The sequence below is a fragment of the Psychrobacter raelei genome (genome assembly GCF_022631235.3).
Classification (GTDB): domain Bacteria; phylum Pseudomonadota; class Gammaproteobacteria; order Pseudomonadales; family Moraxellaceae; genus Psychrobacter; species Psychrobacter raelei.
In genome coordinates, this window is record NZ_CP093310.2 from 2,856,574 (window position 1) to 2,880,802 (window position 24,229).

At 44.7% G+C, this 24,229-nt stretch carries 24 protein-coding genes; 11 read left to right on the plus strand and 13 right to left on the minus strand.

Going from position 1 to position 24,229, the window contains the following annotated elements; all coding sequences use genetic code 11:
* Window positions 1-84 precede the first annotated feature (84 nt).
* From MN210_RS11995 to MN210_RS12005, 3 genes are all read right to left on the minus strand, one after another.
* On the minus strand, window positions 85-801 hold the full coding sequence (locus tag MN210_RS11995; RefSeq protein ID WP_241878684.1) for a hypothetical protein: 717 nt from the start codon (window positions 799-801) through the stop codon (window positions 85-87).
* A 71-nt stretch (window positions 802-872) separates the two neighbouring features.
* Entirely contained in the window at window positions 873-2,207 is a 1,335-nt protein-coding gene (locus MN210_RS12000; protein ID WP_241878685.1) for an FUSC family protein, read from the minus strand.
* A 156-nt stretch (window positions 2,208-2,363) separates the two neighbouring features.
* Window positions 2,364-2,924 carry a DUF421 domain-containing protein gene (locus MN210_RS12005; RefSeq protein WP_241878686.1) on the minus strand — a complete coding sequence of 187 codons (561 nt, stop codon included), beginning with the start codon at window positions 2,922-2,924 and terminating at the stop codon, window positions 2,364-2,366.
* A gap of 267 nt (window positions 2,925-3,191) precedes the next feature.
* Here MN210_RS12005 and MN210_RS12010 point away from each other — a divergent pair, with 267 nt between their 5' ends.
* The 5 genes from MN210_RS12010 (at window position 3,192) to MN210_RS12030 (ending at window position 7,126) form a co-directional block, all read left to right on the plus strand.
* Window positions 3,192-3,347 (plus strand): DUF1328 domain-containing protein, encoded by a 156-nt coding sequence (locus MN210_RS12010; protein ID WP_011961414.1) that lies wholly within the window; start codon window positions 3,192-3,194, stop codon window positions 3,345-3,347.
* A 251-nt stretch (window positions 3,348-3,598) separates the two neighbouring features.
* Window positions 3,599-4,588 carry a metallophosphoesterase gene (locus MN210_RS12015; protein ID WP_338412269.1) on the plus strand — a complete coding sequence of 330 codons (990 nt, stop codon included), beginning with the start codon at window positions 3,599-3,601 and terminating at the stop codon, window positions 4,586-4,588.
* Between the two features lie 109 nt (window positions 4,589-4,697).
* Window positions 4,698-5,258 (plus strand): 5-(carboxyamino)imidazole ribonucleotide mutase, encoded by a 561-nt coding sequence (gene purE / locus MN210_RS12020; protein WP_011961416.1) that lies wholly within the window; start codon window positions 4,698-4,700, stop codon window positions 5,256-5,258.
* A gap of 174 nt (window positions 5,259-5,432) precedes the next feature.
* A complete protein-coding gene (locus MN210_RS12025; protein ID WP_338412270.1) occupies window positions 5,433-6,632 on the plus strand; it encodes a 5-(carboxyamino)imidazole ribonucleotide synthase in 1,200 nt (399 codons plus the stop codon).
* A 44-nt stretch (window positions 6,633-6,676) separates the two neighbouring features.
* Window positions 6,677-7,126, plus strand: coding sequence for a YaiI/YqxD family protein (locus MN210_RS12030; RefSeq protein WP_041773844.1), 450 nt, complete (start codon window positions 6,677-6,679; stop codon window positions 7,124-7,126).
* A gap of 91 nt (window positions 7,127-7,217) precedes the next feature.
* Here the strand turns inward: MN210_RS12030 and epmA are convergent, their stop codons facing one another.
* From epmA to MN210_RS12060, 6 genes are all read right to left on the minus strand, one after another.
* Window positions 7,218-8,210 (minus strand): EF-P lysine aminoacylase EpmA, encoded by a 993-nt coding sequence (gene epmA / locus MN210_RS12035; RefSeq protein ID WP_110817120.1) that lies wholly within the window; start codon window positions 8,208-8,210, stop codon window positions 7,218-7,220.
* A 48-nt stretch (window positions 8,211-8,258) separates the two neighbouring features.
* Window positions 8,259-9,383 carry a 4-phosphoerythronate dehydrogenase gene (locus MN210_RS12040; protein WP_338412271.1) on the minus strand — a complete coding sequence of 375 codons (1,125 nt, stop codon included), beginning with the start codon at window positions 9,381-9,383 and terminating at the stop codon, window positions 8,259-8,261.
* 140 nt (window positions 9,384-9,523) lie between these two features.
* Window positions 9,524-10,753 carry an AI-2E family transporter gene (locus MN210_RS12045; RefSeq protein ID WP_011961421.1) on the minus strand — a complete coding sequence of 410 codons (1,230 nt, stop codon included), beginning with the start codon at window positions 10,751-10,753 and terminating at the stop codon, window positions 9,524-9,526.
* A 206-nt stretch (window positions 10,754-10,959) separates the two neighbouring features.
* Window positions 10,960-13,053, minus strand: coding sequence for a glycine--tRNA ligase subunit beta (glyS, locus tag MN210_RS12050; protein ID WP_338412272.1), 2,094 nt, complete (start codon window positions 13,051-13,053; stop codon window positions 10,960-10,962).
* 57 nt (window positions 13,054-13,110) lie between these two features.
* Window positions 13,111-14,064: a glycine--tRNA ligase subunit alpha gene (gene glyQ / locus MN210_RS12055; protein WP_011961423.1), complete on the minus strand. Its 954-nt coding sequence runs from the start codon at window positions 14,062-14,064 to the stop codon at window positions 13,111-13,113.
* 322 nt (window positions 14,065-14,386) lie between these two features.
* Entirely contained in the window at window positions 14,387-14,602 is a 216-nt protein-coding gene (locus MN210_RS12060) for a PspC domain-containing protein (RefSeq protein WP_011961424.1), read from the minus strand.
* A gap of 480 nt (window positions 14,603-15,082) precedes the next feature.
* Here MN210_RS12060 and nadR point away from each other — a divergent pair, with 480 nt between their 5' ends.
* Window positions 15,083-16,141 (plus strand): multifunctional transcriptional regulator/nicotinamide-nucleotide adenylyltransferase/ribosylnicotinamide kinase NadR, encoded by a 1,059-nt coding sequence (nadR, locus tag MN210_RS12065; protein ID WP_255017098.1) that lies wholly within the window; start codon window positions 15,083-15,085, stop codon window positions 16,139-16,141.
* Window positions 16,142-16,233: 92 nt separating this feature from the next.
* Window positions 16,234-16,977 carry a nicotinamide riboside transporter PnuC gene (pnuC, locus tag MN210_RS12070; protein ID WP_338412273.1) on the plus strand — a complete coding sequence of 248 codons (744 nt, stop codon included), beginning with the start codon at window positions 16,234-16,236 and terminating at the stop codon, window positions 16,975-16,977.
* Window positions 16,978-17,065: 88 nt separating this feature from the next.
* On the opposite strand, the gene htpX is transcribed toward pnuC, so the two are convergent.
* Window positions 17,066-17,977 (minus strand): protease HtpX, encoded by a 912-nt coding sequence (gene htpX, locus MN210_RS12075; RefSeq protein ID WP_011961427.1) that lies wholly within the window; start codon window positions 17,975-17,977, stop codon window positions 17,066-17,068.
* A gap of 268 nt (window positions 17,978-18,245) precedes the next feature.
* Between htpX and MN210_RS12080 the strand changes: the two genes are divergently transcribed.
* The 3 genes from MN210_RS12080 (at window position 18,246) to MN210_RS12090 (ending at window position 20,937) form a co-directional block, all read left to right on the plus strand.
* Window positions 18,246-18,695 (plus strand): Mpo1 family 2-hydroxy fatty acid dioxygenase, encoded by a 450-nt coding sequence (locus MN210_RS12080; protein ID WP_011961428.1) that lies wholly within the window; start codon window positions 18,246-18,248, stop codon window positions 18,693-18,695.
* A 268-nt stretch (window positions 18,696-18,963) separates the two neighbouring features.
* Window positions 18,964-19,563: a YceI family protein gene (locus MN210_RS12085; protein ID WP_011961429.1), complete on the plus strand. Its 600-nt coding sequence runs from the start codon at window positions 18,964-18,966 to the stop codon at window positions 19,561-19,563.
* 168 nt (window positions 19,564-19,731) lie between these two features.
* Window positions 19,732-20,937 carry a low temperature requirement protein A gene (locus MN210_RS12090; RefSeq protein WP_011961430.1) on the plus strand — a complete coding sequence of 402 codons (1,206 nt, stop codon included), beginning with the start codon at window positions 19,732-19,734 and terminating at the stop codon, window positions 20,935-20,937.
* Window positions 20,938-21,031: 94 nt separating this feature from the next.
* On the opposite strand, the gene MN210_RS12095 is transcribed toward MN210_RS12090, so the two are convergent.
* The 3 genes from MN210_RS12095 to tyrS form a co-directional block, all read right to left on the minus strand.
* Window positions 21,032-21,271 (minus strand): DUF1653 domain-containing protein, encoded by a 240-nt coding sequence (locus tag MN210_RS12095; RefSeq protein WP_110817126.1) that lies wholly within the window; start codon window positions 21,269-21,271, stop codon window positions 21,032-21,034.
* The gene (locus MN210_RS12100) at window positions 21,264-21,845 is read right to left on the minus strand and encodes a GNAT family N-acetyltransferase (RefSeq protein WP_338412274.1); all 582 of its coding nucleotides are present in this window, start codon (window positions 21,843-21,845) and stop codon (window positions 21,264-21,266) included. Before MN210_RS12100 ends, MN210_RS12095 begins: the two co-directional genes overlap by 8 nt.
* 116 nt (window positions 21,846-21,961) lie before the next feature.
* On the minus strand, window positions 21,962-23,206 hold the full coding sequence (tyrS, locus tag MN210_RS12105) for a tyrosine--tRNA ligase (RefSeq protein WP_011961433.1): 1,245 nt from the start codon (window positions 23,204-23,206) through the stop codon (window positions 21,962-21,964).
* A 497-nt stretch (window positions 23,207-23,703) separates the two neighbouring features.
* Here tyrS and accB point away from each other — a divergent pair, with 497 nt between their 5' ends.
* On the plus strand, window positions 23,704-24,210 hold the full coding sequence (gene accB / locus MN210_RS12110; RefSeq protein ID WP_241878692.1) for an acetyl-CoA carboxylase biotin carboxyl carrier protein: 507 nt from the start codon (window positions 23,704-23,706) through the stop codon (window positions 24,208-24,210).
* Window positions 24,211-24,229 lie beyond the last annotated feature (19 nt).

Sequence of the window (24,229 nt, forward strand, 5' to 3'; positions counted from 1 at the left end):
CAGAAAACAGCCCCATTTAGTAGGTTAAATAAAAAAACCCCTCACTACTTAAGTAATGAGGGGTTTTATCGGTTATCGGCAGGACTAATCTGGAGAGGATTCTATCTGATTCCAGACCTGTAAGAATGTCTGTTCAAGCTGAGCCCGCATTTCAAGCGTAAGCTTAGTACATAAATGACGCAAACCATGTACCGGAATCCCCGCCACCTCGGTATAAGCGTAGTAAGATTCCATTTTACCCATTAGCGGTAATTGCTTAATGGTGATTTCTTGACCGTCACCATACTGCGCCAAAAATCTATCAAAGGCACGCCAGCCCATACAAATGATGTGCTTTGGCTCAATGCGGTCGATATCAAGCTGAGTTAATGCGTGATGCTCTCTCTGCATCTCCTCTGGCAGCTCGGCCAGTTGGGCTTGTAACACGGACTCTTTAGGCGCTGCAAAGTACGACACAAAGCTGGTCTCAGCACAGTGATTTAAACGCCCACTTTCACCTAAGCAAATCACATCAATAATACGCTGGGCATAACGGCTACCTCGGGCCGCATCAGCTATATACTTACAAGGCACCGCCTTAAAATCTTGAACCACAGCTTGGGCTCGGCGCGCCTCAATATCGCCCCAGTCTTCTCGGTTACTGTGGCCTGGATTAATGCTAACGAATAACAGATCAGGGCGCTGTATCTGACCACTAATAAAGTTACCGGTATAACACAGCGGGTCATTGCCCAATACCACATTGGCCCGTGCCACAAACTCATTTATACGCCGCTGTTTGTCCTCAAAATAACCCATCATCGCTTATAGTCCTTATGCCCTTGATCATACCCAACCATCACACCTAAAAAGGCCATGTAAACAACTGCCCCCTACACATCCAAATCACTCTCACCCCCATGGGCATGTATACGGCGCTGCTCTTGGCGCTGATAGCGTAGGCCCGATCCTTTATACCACTGGGCTTGAGTATGTTGTAGTAAATCACTCAAGCTTTGCAATTGACCTTGCAAGGTTTGGGTTAACCAAAAATAGCCCTGCCATTCAAAAGGTAGGGTCTGCACACTCGGATAATCTGAAACCTGAATGCGGGTAATGGGCCGAAACACCTCATCACTGGGGCTTCTTAATACCGCGGCTATATGACGCATAGCTTGGGTTAATTCTCGGTGATAATGATCAACTAAAATCCGATTTTCCTCATCAATAGGACTGTGAGCAAGCTTAGGCGCGGCACTCAATAGCAGGTCAATGGTACCAATAATATTGCGATGGGTACGCTGAATCATATCCAAATCTTGGATATCTATGCCAGACTCCTTGGCCGTTGCCGCAATATGGGCTCTGACTCGCAATAGCCGCTTATTAATCTCTTTAAACTGCTCTACCATGTCTTTATTAACGTAAGTGGTCGAGGCAGTATTGGTAACACCATCAATGGCTGTCACTGTCGTGGCTCCCAAGTCTAACTGCACATGTTGGGTATCTATATTGGCCACTTCAGCAGAGCTGGGATGATGTTTATTCAGCTCCTTATCGGCCATCTCATCTTCTTCGATATCCGCTTCTGCAAAACGCTGATCTAAGCTTGGATCTGAGATATACGCCTCTACCCCATCATACATATTCGCGCAGGCTTCTAGGTTATTGGCCAATAAAAAGCGCCACATTAACGTCGACTTTAACGGCAAAATTAACGTGGCCACCACCGCAAATAGGGTACCAATTAATACGTTAAACGCTCGAGCAATCCCATCAGGACCAATGCTGTTATGGCTTGAGATAACCATACACATGGTGATCCCCGTTAAAAGGCCAATGTAGCCTAGCTGCTTGATAGAGTAATAACCGATAATCCCACTAATGAGCCCGACCAACACATAATACAGCCAAGCGATGCCAAGATACCCTTGTACGTGGTGATTAATCCACAGCAGGCCTAAACCCACAACAATACCTAACAACGTACCGAGGATACGTTCTTTGGCTTTGGTATAAATCGCACCTTGATATTGCAGTAACCCTAAGATGACGAACACAGTGATGGTGGCCCACTCTGAATGTGGGAGTTGTGTGACCTTACTGAATATTAATGAGGAAACCACCGCCACACCCAATCTAATGGAGTGCAATAAATCAGCATGCAAATAGCGAGCATAGGGCTCAAATAGAGGGGCGATCAGGCGAGACTTTAAAGAGTAGTTCATGAGTAAAGATCGTTTTTAAAGGGCCATTAAAAAAGTAACCATAACAAGTCGCGTAAACATGCCGGTTGTTATTTGGATAATATGTAGAGTTTTGGATAATATTTAAAGATTATTAGGGCATTGTCAGTGACTAAACTACCTATTATCACTAACACCTTAGTTATGAGACCCCGAGGGTGTAAAAAGCACCTCAAAGTCTCTGATATCATCGAATAAGTCTGGATCTGGGGCGACATCATTTTGTTTGATCACGCTCATATCACCGGTGGTTTCCATCACCACTGCAAATACTTCTGACTTAGATTTTAGTCCATTTTTGCGCAGCACTTCTTGAATATCGCTTTTGGCCAAATTGGCACTTTTAATATTATCCCAGTGGTATTCCCCGTGGGCCATCAGTACCAATGGCTCATTATCAATCAAATCTTTTAGTGGTTTAACATTACGGCGCAGCATAGAGACCAAGGCTTGCAAAACAAACAGCATTGCCATCGCGACTAAGCCTTGCATTAAAGAGGGTGACTTCGACAAAACGGTGGACGCCAAAATACTACCTACGCCCACGGTCATCGCAAAGTCATGGCTAGATATCTTAGCAAAGCTGCGTAGCCCCATAAGCCGCGTAAACAGCATCAGACCAAAATAAATCCCCACCGCAGACAGCGCAATACCTAGCACTTGTGTTAAGTCTATCGAAAACCACTTTGACTCATCCATAATGCCCTCTTAGTTTCAGTGTGTTGTGTTGGTTTATGTGGAGGTAGCTCAATACTGTAAATAAGCGCAGGTATATATTTCTTTGCTACAACATAACAATAGCACACTCAATGTATAACAATAACTTACGCTATGGTTTTTTTTCTAAGCTATTATAAATCATGCTTTAGAGTTAATTAAAAGCATCGAAAAAATGCAGCAAATCAAAAAACTTAAATTTAACTCTAACAAGTTATATATACAATTACAATTTACAAGGAGTGTCTTATGTTTAGATGGGCTATCATATTTGCGGTAATCGCTTTATTGGCAAGTTTATTAGGTTTTGGCGGTGTGGCAGGCTTAAGCCAGAACTTCGCTTATATCTTCTTAGTCGTAGCGGTTATCTTATTCATCATTGGCTTTATTTCACGTAGAACTTAATAGCTCAATTAACAATGATTGATTAATGAGTTAGATACTTACCCTTGATGGGATCATAAGCTTAATAAAAAAACACCTTCATTTGAGGTGTTTTTTTGTTTTTGACTGGGCTGTTTTTGACGAGCCTACCCGGTTCAATGCTATTATCAAGCCAGAAGTTAGCTAACACAGCCTCAATAATAAGTACAATTTTGGCAAATGAACTACCCGCCACCTCTCCCCCTTTACTTTTAACCAGTTGGAGTCTGCCTATGATTTATGATGTTATTGGAGACATTCACGGTCATGCCGATAAGCTCAAAGGATTGCTTGATAAGCTTGGTTATAAGATGACCCAGCATGAAACTTTGAATATCTCGTACTATCAGCCGCCACCAAACCACAGAGCGATATTTATTGGTGATTTGATCGACCGTGGCCCCCACGAGATTGAAACCTTACAACTCGTGTTTGCTATGCTTGATGCCGGCGTTGCTGATGCTTTGATGGGTAATCATGAATACAATGCGCTTGCTTATGCCACTGTCGATGACATGGCCGAGCCTACTCACGGCAAACTTAAGTATTTGCGCTCGCATAATCAAACGCATACTCATCAACACCAAGCTTTTTTAGATGAGATACCGTTTGGCTCTGAAGCGCACAATTATTGGTTAACTCGCTTTTATGAGTTACCGCTGTGGATAGAGACTGAACATGCTTGTTTCGTACACGCCTGCTGGGATGTCGATAGTATGGCGGTGTTAAAGCCCTATTTAACTGAGGATAATCGCTTAACATTTGAGGCCTTGCAGCGCAGCAGTCAGAAGCACTCACCAGAGTATGACGCTCTAGAGCGAGTGCTCAAAGGCGTAGAAGTTGCTTTACCAGAGGGGACAAGTTTTACTGATAAAGATGGCGCAGTGCGTCACCGTATGCGAGTCAAATGGTGGCAGCAGCCGCTACAAGGAGAGCGCATCGTTGATATCGCCCGAGCCGCACGCTCAGATTTGGCACAAATTCCGCAGCAGGCCCGAGTAGAAGATTTGAGCTTTGAGCTGCTGACAGACAAGCCCATATTTGTCGGTCATTACTGGCTAAATGGTGAGCCTGAGCCGCTAAGTCCTCAAGTGGTGTGTACCGATTATTCGGTCGCAGGACAAGGCCATATGACGGCCTATCGCTTCGATACTCAGCAGCCTCTGCCCCTTTGTTCTGATAACTTTATACAATATAAGCCATCTGCCATAACCCCTGAATAGAGTGCATACAGATGGCTTTAAATAAGCGTTAATTGGGTTTTGAAAAAGGTGCTTTTTATTAGCGCAAAAATTTTGTATGATGAATGTTTTTTGCAAGGAAACTCAAACCATGGCAAATGCCACCAACCACCCGCAAGCTGACGCTCCTCTTGGACCGATTCAATCTCCTGCAGGCACCCCAAAAGTGGGCATTATTATGGGCTCGCAATCTGATTGGGCCACCATGAGTTTGGGTGTTCAATTATTGGCCGACTTCGGTGTGCCTTTTGAATGTGAGGTTGTCTCAGCCCATCGCACTCCAGACAAGCTATTTGATTATGCTAAATCTGCTAAAGACAAAGGTCTACAGGTGATCATCGCCGGCGCAGGCGGCGCCGCGCATCTGCCCGGTATGTGTGCCAGCCAAACTGAGCTGCCGGTACTTGGCGTACCAGTGAAATCCTCAACCCTAAGCGGCTGGGACAGCTTGTTATCAATTGTACAGATGCCAAAAGGTATTGCTGTAGGCACCTTAGCCATTGGCACAGCAGGTGCTTATAACGCAGGTTTACTGGCGATTCAGATTCTGGCTTTACAAGATGACGCACTGGCCAAACAGCTGGTTGAGTTTCGTCAAAATCAGACTGAAACGGTATTGGCGAGCCCGACCCCTGGCATCATAAACAGCTAAGTTTGCTATACTTGAGTAGTAATAGACGAACCAGATGGTGAACAAAGGGGTGCTGTGAGCACCTTTTTGTTTTTTATTTTTGTGCGATACCCTTGTTGTCCAAATCATCTTATTATTTATTGTTATTTTTACGGTTTTGACTTCTCCTACTTTTCACTAATTTAAGAGCCAAACATGACCACAGCCAACGCTTATCCTGCCAACCAAACCATCCGCACCATTGGTATTCTAGGTGGCGGTCAACTCGGTATGATGCTGGCAGAAGCCGCACTACCTTTGGGCTACCGCTGCGTATTTTTAGAAGACGCGCCCCATTGCCCCGCCTCACTGTACGGCCAAGTCTTTACCAGTGAGCAATTAGACGACTTCGTTGCTGCAGCTGATGTGTTTACCTTAGAGTTTGAAAACACGCCTGCCAAAACGGTGGCTTGGCTCAAGCAGCTGTCAGATGAGGGCACCAAACAAGGGATGTATCCACCACCACAAGCCTTAGAGGTGGCGCAGGACCGCTTAAGCGAAAAATCTTTATTTAATGAGCTGGGTATCCAGACCGTGCCATTTAAGAGCGTCAGCTCAGAGCAAGAGTTGAAAGCGGCTGCCCAAGAGCTGGGGCTACCGTTGGTATTAAAGACCAGCCGCGGCGGTTATGATGGTAAGGGTCAATTTGTACTAAAAACAGAAGCAGATATCAATGAGGCCTGGCAGGCTTTGGGGGAGGCTGTGACCGGTAAAGGCAACTTGACCCCCACTCCAGCCCCGCTTATCGCAGAAGGCTTTATCAACTTTAGCCGCGAAGTTTCTATCATCGCCACCCGTGCTCAAGATGGCAGCATGCGCACCTATGACTTGGTAGAAAACCACCACCACAATGGCATATTGGCCAAGTCGCAAGCACCTGCCGTGGGTACCAGCCACTTATTGCCTGCTGCTAAGTCTGCCATTGAAACCTTAATGAGCCACTTAGATTATGTCGGTACTATGGCACTTGAGCTGTTCGTCAGCAAAGATGCTGCGGGTAAAGATACCATTTTGGCCAATGAGATCGCGCCTCGGGTACACAACTCAGGACATTGGAGCATTGAGGGGGCGGTGACCAGTCAATTCGAGAACCACATTCGTGCTGTGGTCGGTCTACCACTGGGTGATACCGATAATGTTTATCCGTCAATGATGATTAATGTCTTGGGCCAATATCCCAATATTGAGGAGGTACTAAAAATCGATGGCGCTCATTATCACACCTATCACAAAGAGGAGCGTGACGATCGCAAGATTGCCCACGTAACCTTGATGCCAAATGACGTGGCTGCCCTTGAGCAGGCCTTGGCTGCTTTGGTACGTGCCTTGCCTAATAAGATGGGGCTCGAGTCTTGAGCTTAGATACTCAAGCTACCAATCTTGCCAAACCACAAGCGGGCATGACCATCTGGATTGACGCCGATGCTTGCCCCTTGGTGGTGAAAGATCTGATTACCAAGACGGTTATTCGCACCAATACTCCGGCAATATTTGTCGCCAATCAGCCGATTAAAGTGCGCAAGTCTCCGCTTATTAGCATGAAGGTGGTGGGGTCAGGCTTTGATGTGGCAGATGACTATATTGCCGATCATGTGTCACCTGGTGATTTGGTGATCACCAGCGATATCCCTTTGGCCAATGATGTGCTAAATAATGGGGGTCAGGTACTAACCCCACATGGCATTATTTATGACAAAAACAACATTAAGCAGAAGCTAAATGCCCGTGATTTTATGGATACCATGCGCTCAACGGGCATGCTGGATTTAACCCAAATGGGCGGTCAAAAACCGTATTCGGATAAAGATAAAAAGCAATTTGCTGATGGGCTCAATAAGTTGGTGCGTTAAGCTTCGTGTTTCTGCCTAAATTAACGGTGCGTCTTTTATGACTATTTGAGTCATTGATGCAAGCGGCCGTGTGCGCTTATGACTAAATTCCCTACGCCTGCCCAATACCAAACCCAATAACCTCATCAATACTTGCAGCGCCCGTTACCACCATTAACAGACGATCGACGCCCAGCGCAATGCCGCTACAGGCTGGCAGCTCATCGCACGCGGCTACCAGACGCTCATCAATGGGCATCACCGGTAATCCGCGGCGGATCCGTTCTGCATTGTCCGCTTCAAACCGAGCTTGCAGCGCAGCCCCATCTGCCAACTCATCATAAGCATTGGCAATCTCTATACCCTTGATATACAGCTCAAAGCGCTTGGCCACCTCATTACCCTGCTCATCTATCTCCAGCTTAGCTAAAGCCGCAGTAGCAGGCGGATAGTCGGTAATAATCGTTGGCATATCATGGCCCAAATTAGGCTCTACAAGATGGCTAAATAATACATCAAGCCAGCCTTGACGGTCTTCACCTAAGTCAAGCCCACCCAGCCCCTGCTCATTGGCAGCATTGATAATCAACTCAAGGTTAGCACTCAAGGGATGAATACCCACATAATCAATAAATGCTTGGCTATAGCTATAGTGGGCTAAAGGTTGTGGCTGCCCATATACCACAGCCAGTAAGTCAGACAGCTCAGCGGCCAACGCCTCTAAGTTAAAACCCGGCCGATACCACTCAAGCATGGTAAATTCACTGTTGTGGCGACGACCCACCTCGTTGTCGCGAAACACAGAGCAGATCTGATACATAGCCACTTTCCACGTCGCCAGCATACGCTTCATCGCAAACTCAGGCGATGTATGTAAATAATAAGTTTTTGGTTTATCGGCAACAGTGATATTGGTCGAAATAGACGGCACAAACACATCCGTATTGCCCGCCTGCGACATCAACGGTGTCTGCACCTCTAACACCTGACGCTCCGCGAAAAAATGACGCAAAGTGGCCATTAGCTGGGCACGTTTAAAAGCCATCTCTAGGCTCATACTTGGCGCAAATAGCACAGGTGACGTTAAACGCTCATCACTCATCATAACTCTCTTGCTCTTATATTATTTGGTATTTTGTCATAAAATGGATGCTTAATCGAATAACCACTCACGGCGCAAAGTGTAGTTTTTTCTAAGCGCATCAAAGTCAGTTCCTAGCACCGCCCCAGCCTGTTCATTCACACTGTCTCTGAGCTGTCTGTCATCCGCCTTGATGTCATAAAACTGCGGCAGTTTTTCAGGCAACTGTTTTAACTGCGACCAGTGATAAGGATTGGCGGGCAATAAATCAGCCATTAAATCTGTCTGTTTAATACTCAAAATATCCGCACCCTTCTCACCATAAGAGCGTACAAAAGCATCAAATATCATTTGTGTACCTCGCAGCTTACCCTCAAGGGTATAACCCGCAATATGCGGCGTGGCAATGGTTAGCTTATCTAGCAGCTCAGCAGAAACGGTTGGCTCATTTTCAAACACATCAAGCACCACTTGACGCTCAGGATTTTGATTTAAATCAGCCAATAAGTCCGCTTCACTAACCACTGCACCGCGTGAGGTATTAATGAGCATTGTGGTGCTGGGCATTTTAGCCAAAGCGTCTGCATCAATCATATGATAGGTGGGCAGCTCGCTATGCCCTGTCAGGGTCAAGGGTACGTGTAGGCTAATCACATCACTCTGTGCTAACACTTTATCAACGCTTGCGTTATTAATCACAGATGCAGATTGAAACGGGTCATAACCGAGTACTTCCCAGCCCAAATCTAGCGCATAACGCGCCAGCGTACTGCCAATATTACCCAAGCCAATAATGCCTAGTTTGACAGGCTTGTCCGACTGACTGGTATTACTTGCCCAGTATTCAGGGCGCAATTGCAAAATAGCGCTCATCACATACTGCGCTACAGAATGCTTGCTACAGCCTGCGGCATTGGCAAAACGCATACCTCTGAGGCTCACATAGCCTTCATTGACGTGGTCGGTACCAATGGTGGCTGAGCCAATAAACTTAACGCTTTGGTTGGTATCGAGCAGCTTGGCATCAATCTGCGTCACCGAACGAATAAGCAGTACATCCGGCTGATACTGTTGTAGCGCATCAGCGGTAATGTCACGTCCAGCCATGCTAATCACCTGAATAGGATGATTTAGAGTCTGCTCATTAAAATAATCGTGCAGATGAGCAATGTTACTATCGGCAATAATGGTGAGCATAAAAAAGTCAGTCCTTATTTAAGTAAAAAGCGGGGTGATACAGACCATTAGGTTAAAACTGTGGTTATCTGTCTCTTAGGTCAATGAGTGATCTGTGATCTGTGTTCTGCTCTTGGCAGCTGTGCCGTCAGTCCTTTAGCCTAGTCATTATGAGGCTGCTTGTCATCTGAGGTATCCGGCTCCTCTTTTGGTGCATCGGCAAAAGGATACTTGCTAAAAGTCACCACATTGGGCGATATCTCTAACGCCATGGGTCTATCGGCCGGCTTCCATTGATGCTCATCAAGCTGCGCATAACAGGGCGCAAAGATAACATTGCGGTGCTGATTAATCCATTCACGCCATACTGCCAGCGCAATGGCCAATACCACAGGTCCAATAAATAAGCCCACAAAACCAAAGGCAGTTAGGCCACCGAGCACCCCAATAAAGATAATAATAAACGGAATTTTGGTGGCACCAGAGATAACAATCGGGCGAATTAAATTATCAACCCAGCTGATTACCAGCATCCCCCATAATGCCAAGCCTATGGCCTCTGGCGTATGGCCTTGGGTTAATAGCCAGATGGACACACCCATCCAAGCAAAAGGGGTTCCAAAGGGCACTAATGCCACCACAAACGTCATTAAAGTCAACAAGATAGGACTGGGTGCACCAGCAAAATAATAACCGACGCCTGCCAATAAAGCCTGCGCCAAAGCGGTCAGACCAATGCCATACACCACGGCCTGAGTGGTGGAGCCTACTGAATCTAGATAATCGTCGATACGGTTGCCAATAATATTACGTAGCGCTTGGCGAATTTGTTTAATCAGGCTGATGCCATCTCGGTAAAAGAAGAAGATGGTCATAAGCGCCATACCCAATTTGGCCATGGTACTAAAGGCCACATCGAGCGCCACCTTGCCATAATACAAATGCGACTGCAACCAAGCTCTAAAAGCACTCAAAGAGGCTTCAGGGTCTTTATTAATCTCCCACAAAATATCTTTGATCTGCTGACCAATGACCGGTAGGTTTTTGATCTCTTGTGGCACATCAACATAGCCAACCTTGATGCGGTACAACAAGTTACTATATAGGTTAACGGCCTCTTGTTGTAGCACAAAAAGACCTAACACAATAGGCACCCCTAGCATAAGCGAGATGCTCACGGTCATAATACCGGCGCTAATATTGGGGCTAAGTTTGACTTTTTTATGGAAGAAATTATAAATAGGAAAGGTCACATAGGCCAAAATAGCGGCCCATAAAGCCGGTACAATAAAGAACTGCACCACCCTAAAGCAAAGAATAAACAAAATGACCAATAAAGTAGCAGTCAGCACACGCTGTGTGACCAGCTCTCTTGTCCAGTTTTCAATCATGACAGCGCATACCCAAGTAACGTAATAGAGAATTTCAAAGCAGTTTAAGCCACCCTATTATGCGATAAGATTTCAAAAATGAGTAATGTTAACTTGTAACTTTTACTTACAATATTACAGCCGTCTTTGACGTTGTTTAAGCTCTAAAAAAAGAGCATAACGCAAAAACGTCATGCCCTTAAATTAGCCCTTATCAAGATAACACATTAAATCTGTAATTCACCCACATCGGCCACCGTCAAAAACAGCTCGCGTACTTGCTTAAGCAAGGTCAAACGATTGACTTTAAGTGCCTCATCTTCGCTGTTGACCATCACATTATCAAAGAAGCCGGTCAAGGGCACCTCTAATGTGGCAAGAGATTGTAAGATCTGAGTGTACTGAGTTTCTGCTTGTAACGGCGCCACTTCAGTTTTGGCCGTACTTAACGCCTGATACAAGGCTTTTTCTGCATCCTCAGTCAGTAGCGACTCATCAACTGCCTCACCCACTTGACCTTCAGATTTGGCTAAGATATTGGCCACGCGCTTATTAATTTCAGCCAACGTCGCTGCTTGTGGCAAGCTGCGGAACTCATTCACTGCATGGATACGTTGGTCAAAATCAAGCGGCATGTGTGGGTTAATCGCGAGCACTGCCTGAATGGTATCTACACTCACACCTTGCTCGGTATACATAGCACGGTAGCGTGAGTTAATAAAGTCGATAACCTGAGCTAAGGTCTCGCCCGCTTTAGGCAGTTTATCTTGGTAATTTAAAATGGCCTGCTCAATTAAGCTGACCAAATTAATGGGCAGCTGTTTTTCGATTAAAATACGCAGTACCCCAATGGCTGAGCGGCGTAAGCTAAATGGATCTTTTGAGCCTGTAGGGGCTTGGTCAATACCAAAGATACCCACTAATGTATCAATGCGATCGGCCAGTGCTAAGCAAATACCCACAGCGGTTTGTGGCAGTTTGTCACCACTAAACTTTGGCAAATACTGCTCCTCAATGGCCGCCGCAATCGCCTCAGGCTCACCATTTAGACGTGCATAATAAGTACCCGCCACCCCTTGTAGCTCTGGAAACTCACCAACCAGCGTGCTGGTTAAGTCGGCTTTGGACAACATGGCCGCGCGTGTGGCTTGTGCCACGTCGATGTCTGCGTAGCCGGCAATATTTTGCTGTCTAAAAGTCGCTGCAATGAAGGCAGCAAGCTTGGCAATACGCTCAGATTTTTCCCAAATCGTGCCTAATTTGTCTTGGAAGACGCGATTTTTTAGGCTCTCGGCCATCTCGATCAGTGGCTGTTTTTGATCTTGTAAGAAGAAAAACTCAGCATCAGCAAGGCGTGGGCGTACTACTTTTTCGTTACCGCTGACCACTTGGCTTGGGTCTTTGGATTCGATGTTACTGATAAAGATAAAATACGGTTGCAGCTTGCCTTCACTGTCGGTTAAACAAAAATACTTTTGGTCTGCCTGCATGGTGCTAATCAGCGCCTCTTGTGGCACTTGTAAGAAGCGCTCCTCAAAGCTGGCGCGAAGTGCCACGGGTAAATCTACCAATGAGGTCACCTCATCGAGCAAGTCTTGCGGTACGATGGCACGGGCATTTACTTCATCGGCCAAGGCAGTAACGCGCTCACTGATAAGCTGCTGACGACGGTCAAAGTCGGCAATAACTTTAGCACTCTCAAGCACGCTAAGATAGTCGCTAGCATGCGCAATAGTGATAGGATTTGGAGAGTGATAACGGTGACCTAATGTCTGATTACCGGCGTCAAGACCTTGCACAGTGGCGTCAATCACTTGATCATCTTGCATCAACACCAACCATTTTACAGGACGCACAAACTCTTCGCGGCTGGCGCCTGAGCGCATACGTTTGGCAATGGGCAGATTGTCTAAAGCGGTTTGAAAAATATTGGGCAGCAGCTCAGTGGTGGCTTGACCTTGAATGGTTAGCTCATAGCCAATGTAATCGCCTTTGTCCGTTTCGATAGTGATAAGCTCACTGGCATCAATACCTAGGCCTTTAGCGAAGCCTTCTGCAGCACGGGTAGGCTTACCCTCAGCATCATAGGCGGCTTTTACTGCAGGTCCACGTTTTTGTTCAGTGCGGTCCGGCTGCTTTTCACTAATGCCTTCAATTTCGATGGCTAGACGGCGCGGCGCAGCATAGGCCTTTAGGCTGTCATAGCTGATATTAGCCTCTTGTAGTTGGCTCTCAACACTAGCTTTTAACGAATCACGTAATGGCTTTAGGCTTTTTGGTGGTAGCTCTTCACTACCTAATTCAAATAAAATTGTACTCATGAGGGTCTCTGATTTTTTTAACAAGGTATAAGGTTACTGGCGAATCACAATACGGACTTACTTTGCCGCTTGATCAGGCTCTGGGCTGTTGTCTTTGGGCAAATACTTCTCTAACGCTTTAGCCTTGTGCTCTTCAGCAGCCAAGGGAAAGCCAAGTTTTGCGCGAGCCTGTACATAGCCTTGTGCCACTTTGCGAGCCAGCGTACGTACTCTTAAAATAAAGCGTTGACGCTCAGTAACCGAAATCGCCCCACGCGCATCAAGCAAGTTAAAGGTATGTGACGCTTTTAACACCATCTCATAGGCAGGCAGCGGCAAGTCGGCTTCTACCAGCTTATCTGCTTGCTGCTCATAAAAATCAAATAGCTCAAACATCTTAGGCACATCGGCGTGCTCAAAGTTATAGGTCGACTGCTCTACTTCGTTTTGATGGAACACATCACCATAAGTCACTTTACCAAACTCACCATCGGTCCAAACAAGGTCATACACACTGTCTACGCCTTGGATATACATGGCCAGTCGCTCAAGGCCATAAGTGATTTCACCGGTTACTGGGAAGCACTCAAGGCCGCCCACTTGTTGGAAGTAGGTAAACTGAGTCACCTCCATACCATTTAACCACACCTCCCAGCCCAGACCCCAAGCACCTAGCGTTGGCGATTCCCAGTTGTCTTCTACAAAGCGCACATCATGGGTTAAGGTATCGATACCGATTGCTTCTAGTGAGCCTAAATACAGCTCTTGAATATTGGGTGGGTTGGGCTTCATCACAACTTGGAATTGATAATAATGCTGCAAACGGTTGGGGTTGTTACCATAACGACCATCGGTCGGACGGCGTGACGGCTGTACATACGCGGCGTTCCAAACTTCAGGGCCTAATGAGCGCAAAAAAGTCGCTGTGTGAAACGTGCCCGCCCCAACTTCCATATCATAAGGCTGTAATACCACGCAGCCTTTGTTGGCCCAATAGGTTTGCAAAGTTAAAATGAGTTCTTGAAAAGTCATAATGTCGCCATGTTTTGATTAAAATAAGGGTTAATAGACAGCAAAAAAATGTGAGCTTAGCCTCTTTTTTTTGAGGGGTTACCTTTGGTACGCTCACCTTACTAAAAAATCGCTATTTTATCTATATTCAGAGCCCAATTGATGCAAATATAGACAAAAAAAATACCTAGATGGTAACCCATCTAGGCAGGAGGAAAGTGGTGCTGTCGTGGCCTAGATACGACCACTTAAGTGTTTTAATTATAGTTATCTATATTGACGTTATTGTTGTTGGTATTTTTAATCGCAAAATAAAATAAATAGCTTGTCTTAAATAAGGCAATTAAGAGACATAAGAGTCTGCGGTTGCCTTTGGCATAATTAACCAAAGAATCAAATAGATTAAGATACCGGGTACTGCCACACTTGCCGTAGAAATAAACACGAATAAGATACGGGTCAGATTAGGTGACCAACCAAAATATTCAGCAATACCGCCCATTACCCCAGCGATCATTCGATGATTACGCGAACGATGAAGCTTGTTAAGTTTTGCCATAGTTATTCTCCCTATCAAGACAAGAGCGTCAATCTAAGATTAGTGTTTAAGCACATCGCCTATAAAGTACGGCTTAAAACCTTAAACTACTGCTTAAAATATCAAATAAAATAAATCCTACTTAATATTATGGGGATTCAAGGTATGATAGACAAGGTACAAACAGATTAATAAAAAGCATTAAAACCCAAGTTACACCCTTTGATTGACTGAGTTAATTATAGCGTATGATTTAACTATTGCTGTTGAGAATTTAGGCGAAGTTTGTAACTTTATAACCACAAAGTATTGCACAATCCTAGCCCAACTATAAAAGCAGCTATCGACAGGTAAAGCAATGTTTTAAAAAGGGTTATTAAGGATTTTTAGCGCATACAAAAATGACAGACGCTTTTTTGAACGTGACTAAAAACCCATAGATTTTTATCAAAAAAATATTAAGATAAGCTACATTAAATAAAAAAATATTATCCAACTAACATTGTTAAGGAGCAGTATATGCAAAAGTCAGGACTTATGATTGGTCACTTTGAACCGCTACATTTAGGTCATATTCGCAGTATTTTGCACGCCTCATCTATGGTTGAGGTGCTTCACATTGTGATTACTCGCCACCCCAATCCCAATCAAAAGTTCCCGGTTACTTTGCAAGATAAGGCACGCTGGTTACAGATGGCGTGTAGCGACTTACCTTTTATCAAAATTCACACCTGTGATGATTTTTCGTTCCCAGTTCACGACAGCATCGAGGACATTACGATTAATATCGATGGCTATAATGCCAAGATTGACTACATCCAAGATAAATTCAATATGGATGAGGACACCGTATTGTTGGTCACTGAAGGCCATCCACTGTCTAAGCCGTCAGTGACTTCTGCGCTAAACACCCAAGTGGCCACTACCCCACTACACCCTGAATTTGACAGTACCGCCATTCATTACAACCCCATTGCCAACTGGGATATTATTCATCCTGAAGCGCGTGGCAACTATACCCGCACTGTCGCTATCGTTGGCGGTGAAAGCTCAGGTAAGACCACATTGTCACACAAGATTGCCAACTACTATGGCGCAGACTTAGTACTTGAGATGGGCCGTTTGTATGTGGGCACAGATTTGGGTGGTACTGAAGAGGGTCTACAATACAGCGACTACGGACCCATTGCGTTAGACCACGCTCAAGCGGTGCGTGAGACCTTATATCAAGCTCAGTCACCGGTCACCATTGTTGATACCGATTTTGTCACCACTCAAGCTTTTTGTGAGGAATATGAGGGACGTGCCCATCCGTTCGTCACCGCCTGTATTGAGGAGTTTCGCTTCGATCATACCTTGTTTTTGGCCAATAACACCCCGTGGATAGATGATGGCATGCGCTCTTTGGGTACCCCAAGTGCCAGAGATCGTTTTGAGAGTAGACTGACTGATATTTTTGCGCGTCATAATATCCAAACTTATCGTATTGATAGTCCAGATTATTTTGCACGCTATGAGCAGGCCATTGCTTATATCGATCAACATATCTTTGGAAAGTAGGCCTGTTTATTGCGCCATAACATCCCGTACACTCAAAAAATCTTACCAGATGACGATAACTCAATCTCACCAATCACATAATTAGGACTGATATGCGTATAGAACTGCTAGATAATCTGACCGGTAAATGGGCAATGCAATGGATTGTTGCTTGGTTCGTGTTCGGGGTAATCGCCTTGAGCACCGGCTTTTGGCTCACCACAGAACATACCCGCTTAGATTGGTTTTATCTGGGGGTATCTTTGGTCGGTCTGGTGTGTGTGGTCTCCCTCTCGTTCCGCCGCAATGTTATGGGCAACGGCTTGGGCATGGCAGCCACTGCCGGTGAGGTAGTTGTACAAGGTACTTCAGGTGCCGTGGGCTTAATGCTGGCGCCTTTATTTAACTTTTTTACTCATGTGTATGGTCTGGTGTATTGGTCAAAAAACACCGATCCAGACGGCAATATGGTGCCCAAATCTGCGACCAAATGGGTGTGGCTAGTCACCCTTGCCTTTATCGCCATTGGTCTGGCCATGTTCCCTATCGTGAATGACTTTTTAGCCCAAAAGGGCTACGCTGTGGTACAAGATGATGGCAGTCAGTTTTTAGGCCTCATTGATTTTTATTGGATTAACGTTTTTGCCTTTGTGCTGTCTATTACCGCTCAGGCCACTATGATCTTACGTTATTCTTTTAACTGGTGGATTTGGATTGCCGTAAACTTTGTGTGGCTCATTGTCAATTTAATGAGTGGTAACTATATCTTTGCTATCCAAACCATGGTGTATCAGATTAATGCCTTTATTGGTCTGTATGAATGGAAACGTAGTGCAAGTCAAAACAAAGTGGGCTAAAAGCTATCGTGTAAACAAAAAAATACCGCGATCTTCATCGCGGTATTTTTTATGAGGATACGTTATAGGGTCTATGTGATTTAATGACTTAAGACTGGCCTGGCGTGTACTTTTTTAACGCTTCAATACGGTCATCAAGGGTGGGATGAGAGCGAAAGAAATTAGCAATACTAAAGCCTTGTGTCTGACCTGATGAGATGGCAAAAGCTTGCATGTTTTCAGGCATCTGATCGGGACGTGCTTCGGCCGGACGCAGCGCATTTAACGCACTGATCATCTTGTCACGGCCAGCAAGCTTAGCGCCCATAGCATCGGCACGGAACTCACGCTGACGTGAGAACCACATCACAATCGCTGATGCTAAAAAGCCCAATAAAATATCCATCACAATACTGGTCACAAAATAGCCAATACCTGGGCCATCTTCGTTCTTGAAGACGACTCTATCTACAAAGCTGCCGACAATACGAGCAAAGAACATCACAAAGGCGTTAACCACCCCTTGAATCAGGGCTAAAGTGACCATATCACCATTGGCCACGTGGCCAATTTCGTGTGCCAATACCGCCTCGACTTCATCTGGGGTCATGGTATGCAGTAAGCCTGAAGACACCGCTACCAGCGCTTTATTTTTATTCCAGCCCGTAGCAAACGCATTGGGCTGAGCGTTATCAAAGATACCCACCTCTGGCATATCAATATTTACCGCTTTGGCTTGTTTGGCCACTGTCTCAACCAGCCATTGCTCACTGGCATTACGAGGCTGTTCAATCACCACGGTACCCGTAGAACGTTTTGCCATCCATTTGGATAAAAACAGTGAAATCATAGAACCGATCATGCCATATACCGCACACATTACGGCTAGGCTGGCAATGTTTAGCCCCCCTGCTCCATGGACAGAACCCAGTCCAAAAACACTGGATAAAATCCCAAACACAATACTAAATACCACCAGCACTGCTAAGTTGGTCAATAAAAACAGGCCAATACGCATCATACGTTAACTTCCTTTAAATATAATTGAGAGGCAAATAAGCGATGAAATCTTAGCCAAAATCCAAGCGCCCTTTGCAGCAGTCATGACCCTCTTAAATGGGGTCTAAGCGCCAAAAAGTCAACATATCGCCTGACTAATAAAATCCTGTTTTAACCAAACAACAAGACAGCAGTTTACTTTAAGGTGGCTTATTGTAATAATGAATGACTATAAGCCGTCAATAGTGCACGCTATCACTCTCTACCTCATTACTAATAAGGATATTAGAATGACATCACGTAAACGCTCTGAAAAGCGTAGCTTAGATCAATGGCTGGCAGATTATGCCGTTAGCCACCAAAACCCTATTAATAAAAAAATACACTGGCTGTGTGTGCCGACAATTTTTGTCAGCATATTAGGCATGGGCATGTCGCTGGCCGCTTGGTTTACCATTGTGGCGGCCATGCTGGTTGCGGTGTTCTATTTGCGCTTATCAACCCCTTTATTTATCGCCATGGGCATATTTATGCTGATCAGTATGGCCGCTATCGCTTTACTTCCTCTTGGCTTTAAAGCTTGGGCCGCCGTATTTGTAGTGGCATGGATTGGACAATTTATCGGTCACAAGCTTGAAGGTAAAAAACCTTCTTTTTTTGAAGATTTACAATTTTTATTAATCGGTCCAGCTTGGGTAGCCAATACCTTAATGGGACGCAAGGTGGCCCCTAGTCGTTAACCAAATGTCAGCTTATAACCAAACTACAACCAAAACTGTTGGTTTTGTGGTTTTAGCTATCCCAAATTTACTAAATATTTGTTAAACTAGTGAGCGCTATATATAAGTACCCCTTATAGATTTAGGATGCCTAACCAAGGGCTGTCTGTTCAATAGGATATGTCTCACTTAGTGTAGCTTTTCATGCGACTGCTTATCGATCTAACTGACGATGGATTTGATGACTTTATAATCGCACCTTATAAAACTTATAACAGGAGAATGTACTGTGAATCTAATTCAAAAAACGCTTACTATTGCCACTGTAGTTGGCCTAGGTTCTTTAAGCGTTGCTGCCAATGCTGCGCTTTATGAAATTGATCCTGCCCATGCCAATGCTCGCTTTTCTGTAGACCATTTTGGTACCACCACGAACGCTGGCGGCTTCTACGGTCTAACAGGTGTGGTAGATTATTCTCCTGAGAAGAAACAAGGCTTTGTGGGTATTACCATTCCTATGAACAACTTAAGCACCAACTTTAAGCCTTTTGATAAGCACTTAAAATCTGCTGACTTCTTCAACGTAGAAAAATACCCTACTGCTTACTTCAAATCTACCAAATGGGAATTTGATGGCGATAAAGTAAAATCAGTCAAAGGCGAGCTAACCATGCTTGACCAAACACACCCAGTTACTTTAACAGCCACTAAGTTTAACTGCTACGATAACCCAATCTTAGAAACAAAAACTTGTGGTGGTGACTTTGAAACCACTATCGACAGAACTCAGTGGGGTATTAACACTTACACTGACGGCGGTATGATGAAAGACGTTAAACTAAAAATCCAGATCGAAGCGGGTCTAAAAGACGACAACAAAAAGTCTTAATAACCACAGGCTTTCATCACGTTTTGGTCAAGGCTGCTTTAGGGTAGACCCAACCTAGTTCATCCAAAGCACAGGCCCAAAAAAGGCGCTACTCAACAGTGGCGCCTTTTTGTGTTTCAATAAGTCAAGATTATCGTTTTTCTACAGATGACCGGAGTATCAAAATAGATGAGCCTACCCCATATTTGGCCTATTTCGGCAAGAGATACCCATGAGCCTAACCGCGCTTCAACCCCGCTTGAGCTTTTATTTGACTTGGTGTACGTGATTGCCATTTCTGCGGCAGCTCAGGGACTGTATAAAGATTTATTGGCACATGAGTATGCAGGGTTTATTACCTTTACCGTGGCATTTTTTATTCTATGGAATGCCTGGTCTAGCTTTACTTGGTTTGGTTCCGGCTACGACCCTGATGACTTGCCGTATCGGATATCGGTCATGATGCAGATGTTTGGCTCGTTACTGATTGCCGCCAATATCCACCAATTCTTCGAGCAAGGGCTGATCTGGATTGGGGTTGCAGGCTACGCCATCATGCGCTTGGCCAGCTGTAGTCAATGGTGGCGAGTGTATCGCCATGTGCCAGGCCACAAAAAGGTAGCTGGCCGCAGTATCTTTGGTCTCATAACGCTACAACTGATGTGGATAAGCTGGTTGTTTTTGCCCGCTGCAATAAAAAAACCTGCCTTATTTTTATTCATCACAGCAGAGCTGTTGATGCCCATCTGGGCCCGCTCAGAGCAATTTGATAATTGGCATCCCCGTCACATTGCAGAGCGTTATGGGTTACTTACCATTATTGTGCTTGGGGAAGGCATATTGGGCGTCAGTCAGACTATTTTGCATTTTTTAATCAGTCCGGCCTACTCCGCCTTTGCCATTATAATCTCAGGCTCAGCTTTGGTGGCGCTATTATTTGCTGTATGGTGGCTATATTTTAGCATCCCCTTTGATGACATCTTGGATGAAGAGCGTCGCCGCCATGACTTTGTATTTTTTGGTTATGGTCATTTCTTTATCTTTGCGGCGTTGACCGGTCTGGGCAGCACCCTAAAGCTGGTCACCGAAATCATTGATGAAACTAGTGAAATAACCGCTCAAGGCATCTCTCAGTCCTATACCATGGCGATGATTATGCTGCAGTTAGCAAGCTTTTTATTGGCCTTAATTACATTACGAGCCCTCATGTGCCGTAATTCGAGTCACAATATGGTTGCGGTACTGGCAAGCTTAGTTATCCTAGCCTTAAGCTACACGATGGTACATCAAGGTATTTCAATCACTTATGGCATTTGGTTTAGCGTACTGGCACCCCTGAGTCTGATTGCCTTATTTAATTGGGACAACAAGACTTGGGCCATGAAATCAGGATAATTAACAAGGTGACATTACGTCATCAGCAGATTAGCGTCCTAAAGCCACATCTACGACATCTACTAAATGAGACTTTGCCATTGGCAATAAACAATTAATCGGCTAAAGCCTGTATCAATTTAAAGCGCGGTACAGTCTGCCCTTCGAGCTGCACAGTCTCAGTAAACATAGCTAGGGGTCTTACCCACACGCCATATTCGCCATAAAGACAGCGATAGACCACAACTGCCTCTTCGGTTTCTGAATGGCGCGCGGTGTGTAATACTTGGTACAGATTGCCTTTGTAATGCTGATAGATACCTTGGGGCACGTGATTGTTATGATGTTCACTCATAGCGTTTTTGTTTCTCTTCAAGTTGTGTTTTGGCTTGTGGCCACTCATCAGCAGTCATGCTATAAAACACCGAATCTGTAATCGTGCCGTCTTGGCGTATTCTATCGCCTCGAATGATACCGTCTTTTTTGGCACCCAGTCGTTCAATGGCATTTTGAGATTGCGTATTGATGATGTCGGTACACCACCCCACCGTCTGATAGCCTAGCGCTTCAAAAGCATGGGTTAACATCAACAACTTACACTCTGTATTCACATGGGTGCGCCAGTACGACTTGGCATACCAAGTATAGCCAATGCTTAACCGCTTAACGTCTGGTCTGATTCGATACAAACTGGTTGAGCCAATTGCTTGATTGGTAGCCATATCTATGACCGCAAACGCAATTCTGTCTTCGGTATCATTTGCTGTAGCGATATAAGTAGGTATCGACTGAGGGTCTGGCACAAAAGTATAGGCTGTTTCCCACAGTTTTCCGTCTTGGCAGGCGTGTGCCAAATCAGTGGCATGCTTTTGAGTTAAAGGTTCAAGCCGTACTTTAGCACTGGTTAATATGGGCGCATTTGGCATCATTATGTTTACCATTAATGGTTATTGCTCAATAATGATTTAGAGTTTAAAGAGCCTTGAGCATCTTGCAAAGTGCTTGATACCCAGACTCATTTACGAGGTTTGAGACGGCCCGCTTATTAAGCAATGGTCACTTTAGCAAAAGCCTTTTTACCGGCCTGAATCACTACCGATTGACCAGAAGTTAGGCTAAAGCCTGCGTTTACTTCCTCACCATCTACCTTCACTGCATTGCGCTTTAGCATGTCTTTGGCAGCAGCGCTGTTTTTGGCCAAGTCTGCTTGGTTTAAGATTTGAGTGATAAATAACGCCTCTTGACCAGCCTCTAGCTCTAGAGTTACCTCTGGTAAATCAACAGGTAACTCACCATCGGCTAAGACGTTACCGGCTGATTTGTGGGCATTTGCTGCCGCTTCGGCACCGTGGAAACGCTCGATGAGCTCTTCAGCTAGGATGCGCTTAATCTCTTGCGGATTACGGCCGGCTGCCATCTCAGCCATTAAGGCGTCCACTTCGCTCATGGGCTTAAAGCTTAAAAACTCAAAGTAGCGATGGATAAGCGAGTCTGGCATAGATAAGATTTTTTGGTACATGGTACCCGGTGCGTCTTCGATACCGACGTAATTGCCAAGTGATTTTGACATTTTATTAACGCCATCTAACCCCTCTAAGATAGGCACAGTAATGCACACTTGCGCTTCATGGCCATAACGGCCTTGTAAGGTGCGCCCCATTAATAGGTTAAAGGTCTGATCAGTCCCCCCCATCTCAACGTCCGCTTCAAGCGCAATTGAGTCATATCCTTGTACTAATGGATATAAGAATTCATGGATAGCAATCGGAGTTTGTGAGGCATAGCGCTTAGCAAAGTCATCACGTTCAAGCATACGCGATACGGTTAACTGGCTTGCCAACTGAATCATATCGCCGGCGCTCATGTCATTGAACCACTGTGAGTTAAATACTACGTTGGTTTTCTCTTTATCTAAGATTTTAAAAACCTGTTCAGCATAAGTCTTAGCATTGGCCATCACCTGCTCATCAGTAAGCGGTGGACGGGTAGTATTCTTACCAGAAGGGTCACCAATTTTAGCAGTATAGTCCCCAATCAAAAAATAGATCTCATGGCCTAAATCTTGAAAATGCTTTAATTTATTGATTAGTACTGTATGCCCTAAGTGTAAATCTGGGGCGGTGGGGTCAAAGCCGGCTTTAATTTTTAAGGGACGGCCCAGCTTTAGTTTGGCCACCAAATCTTCTTCTGAAAAAATCTCATGAGTGCCGCGCTTAATGATAGCCAGCTGCTCGTCTAGACTTAAAGCATTGGATGGACTTGATGATTGTTCTGATGTCGCTTGGCTCATAATTGCCTCAATAGTTGGGTAATGAATAGGAAATGACAGTCTAATCAGGACTATGTTAATGAGTATAAAAAATGAATGCTAGGATTTTAATGAAGAATTTAGCAAAAAGCTATGTTAGTCGCCGTTTTGGGCTTAGATTTGGCAAAAGCTTGTCTGTTTTGATTTCTATTTTTGGCGCTATTAAAAAAACTTTTATTAGGGTCAAAAACCTCGGATGTAAAAAAAAACAATTTTTTTTCGATAATTTGTCTAGATGATTTTATATTTTGTCTTTTATAAGCTATGATAATTTATAGCCCAAGTTAAACGAATCTACTCAATCCATGTGCTTATTATATTAACCTTTAATGATTGTTTAGGTGGCTTTAGACCGTCTTTGCCCAACGGGTTTGGCGTTGTAGTTTTTGTGCTATTTGCAGGATTTTTACTAGACAGCTGTTAATTGACTAACCTGTGTGTCCTTACTTCTAACTGTGTTTTGCGTTTAAGGAATCATAATGAATATAGATTTTGATCATTTAGAAAAAATAATTGCGCTCGCTGAACGCTCAAATATTCAATCATTAGAAGTGGTGGATGGATCTCAGCGCATACATGTTGTTTGTCAGGCGGCAAGCTTAGCCAATACCGCTGAGTTAGCGCATAGCCCTACCACTCATCATGGTGCAAATACCCAAGCACAGACTCAAAACATCCCCGCAGCCTCATCAACTGCTACGCCCTCTTGTGATCAAGACACTGCAAAATCTGCTGACTTGGCCACCAAGACAACCGTTATCGCGCCGATGATGGGCACGTTTTACCTACGCCCTGAGCCTAATGCTGAGGTGTTTGTTCACGTTGGTGATAGCATCAAAGCTGGTGATACCCTATGTGTGATTGAAGCGATGAAAATTATGCATGAAGTCAAAGCGGAGACTGACTGTGTCATCGAGAAGATATTAATCAAAGAAGGTGATGTGGTCGAATTTGATCAGTCTTTATTTGAAACTCGCACGCTGTAAAGCAAATTCGTACCCTCTG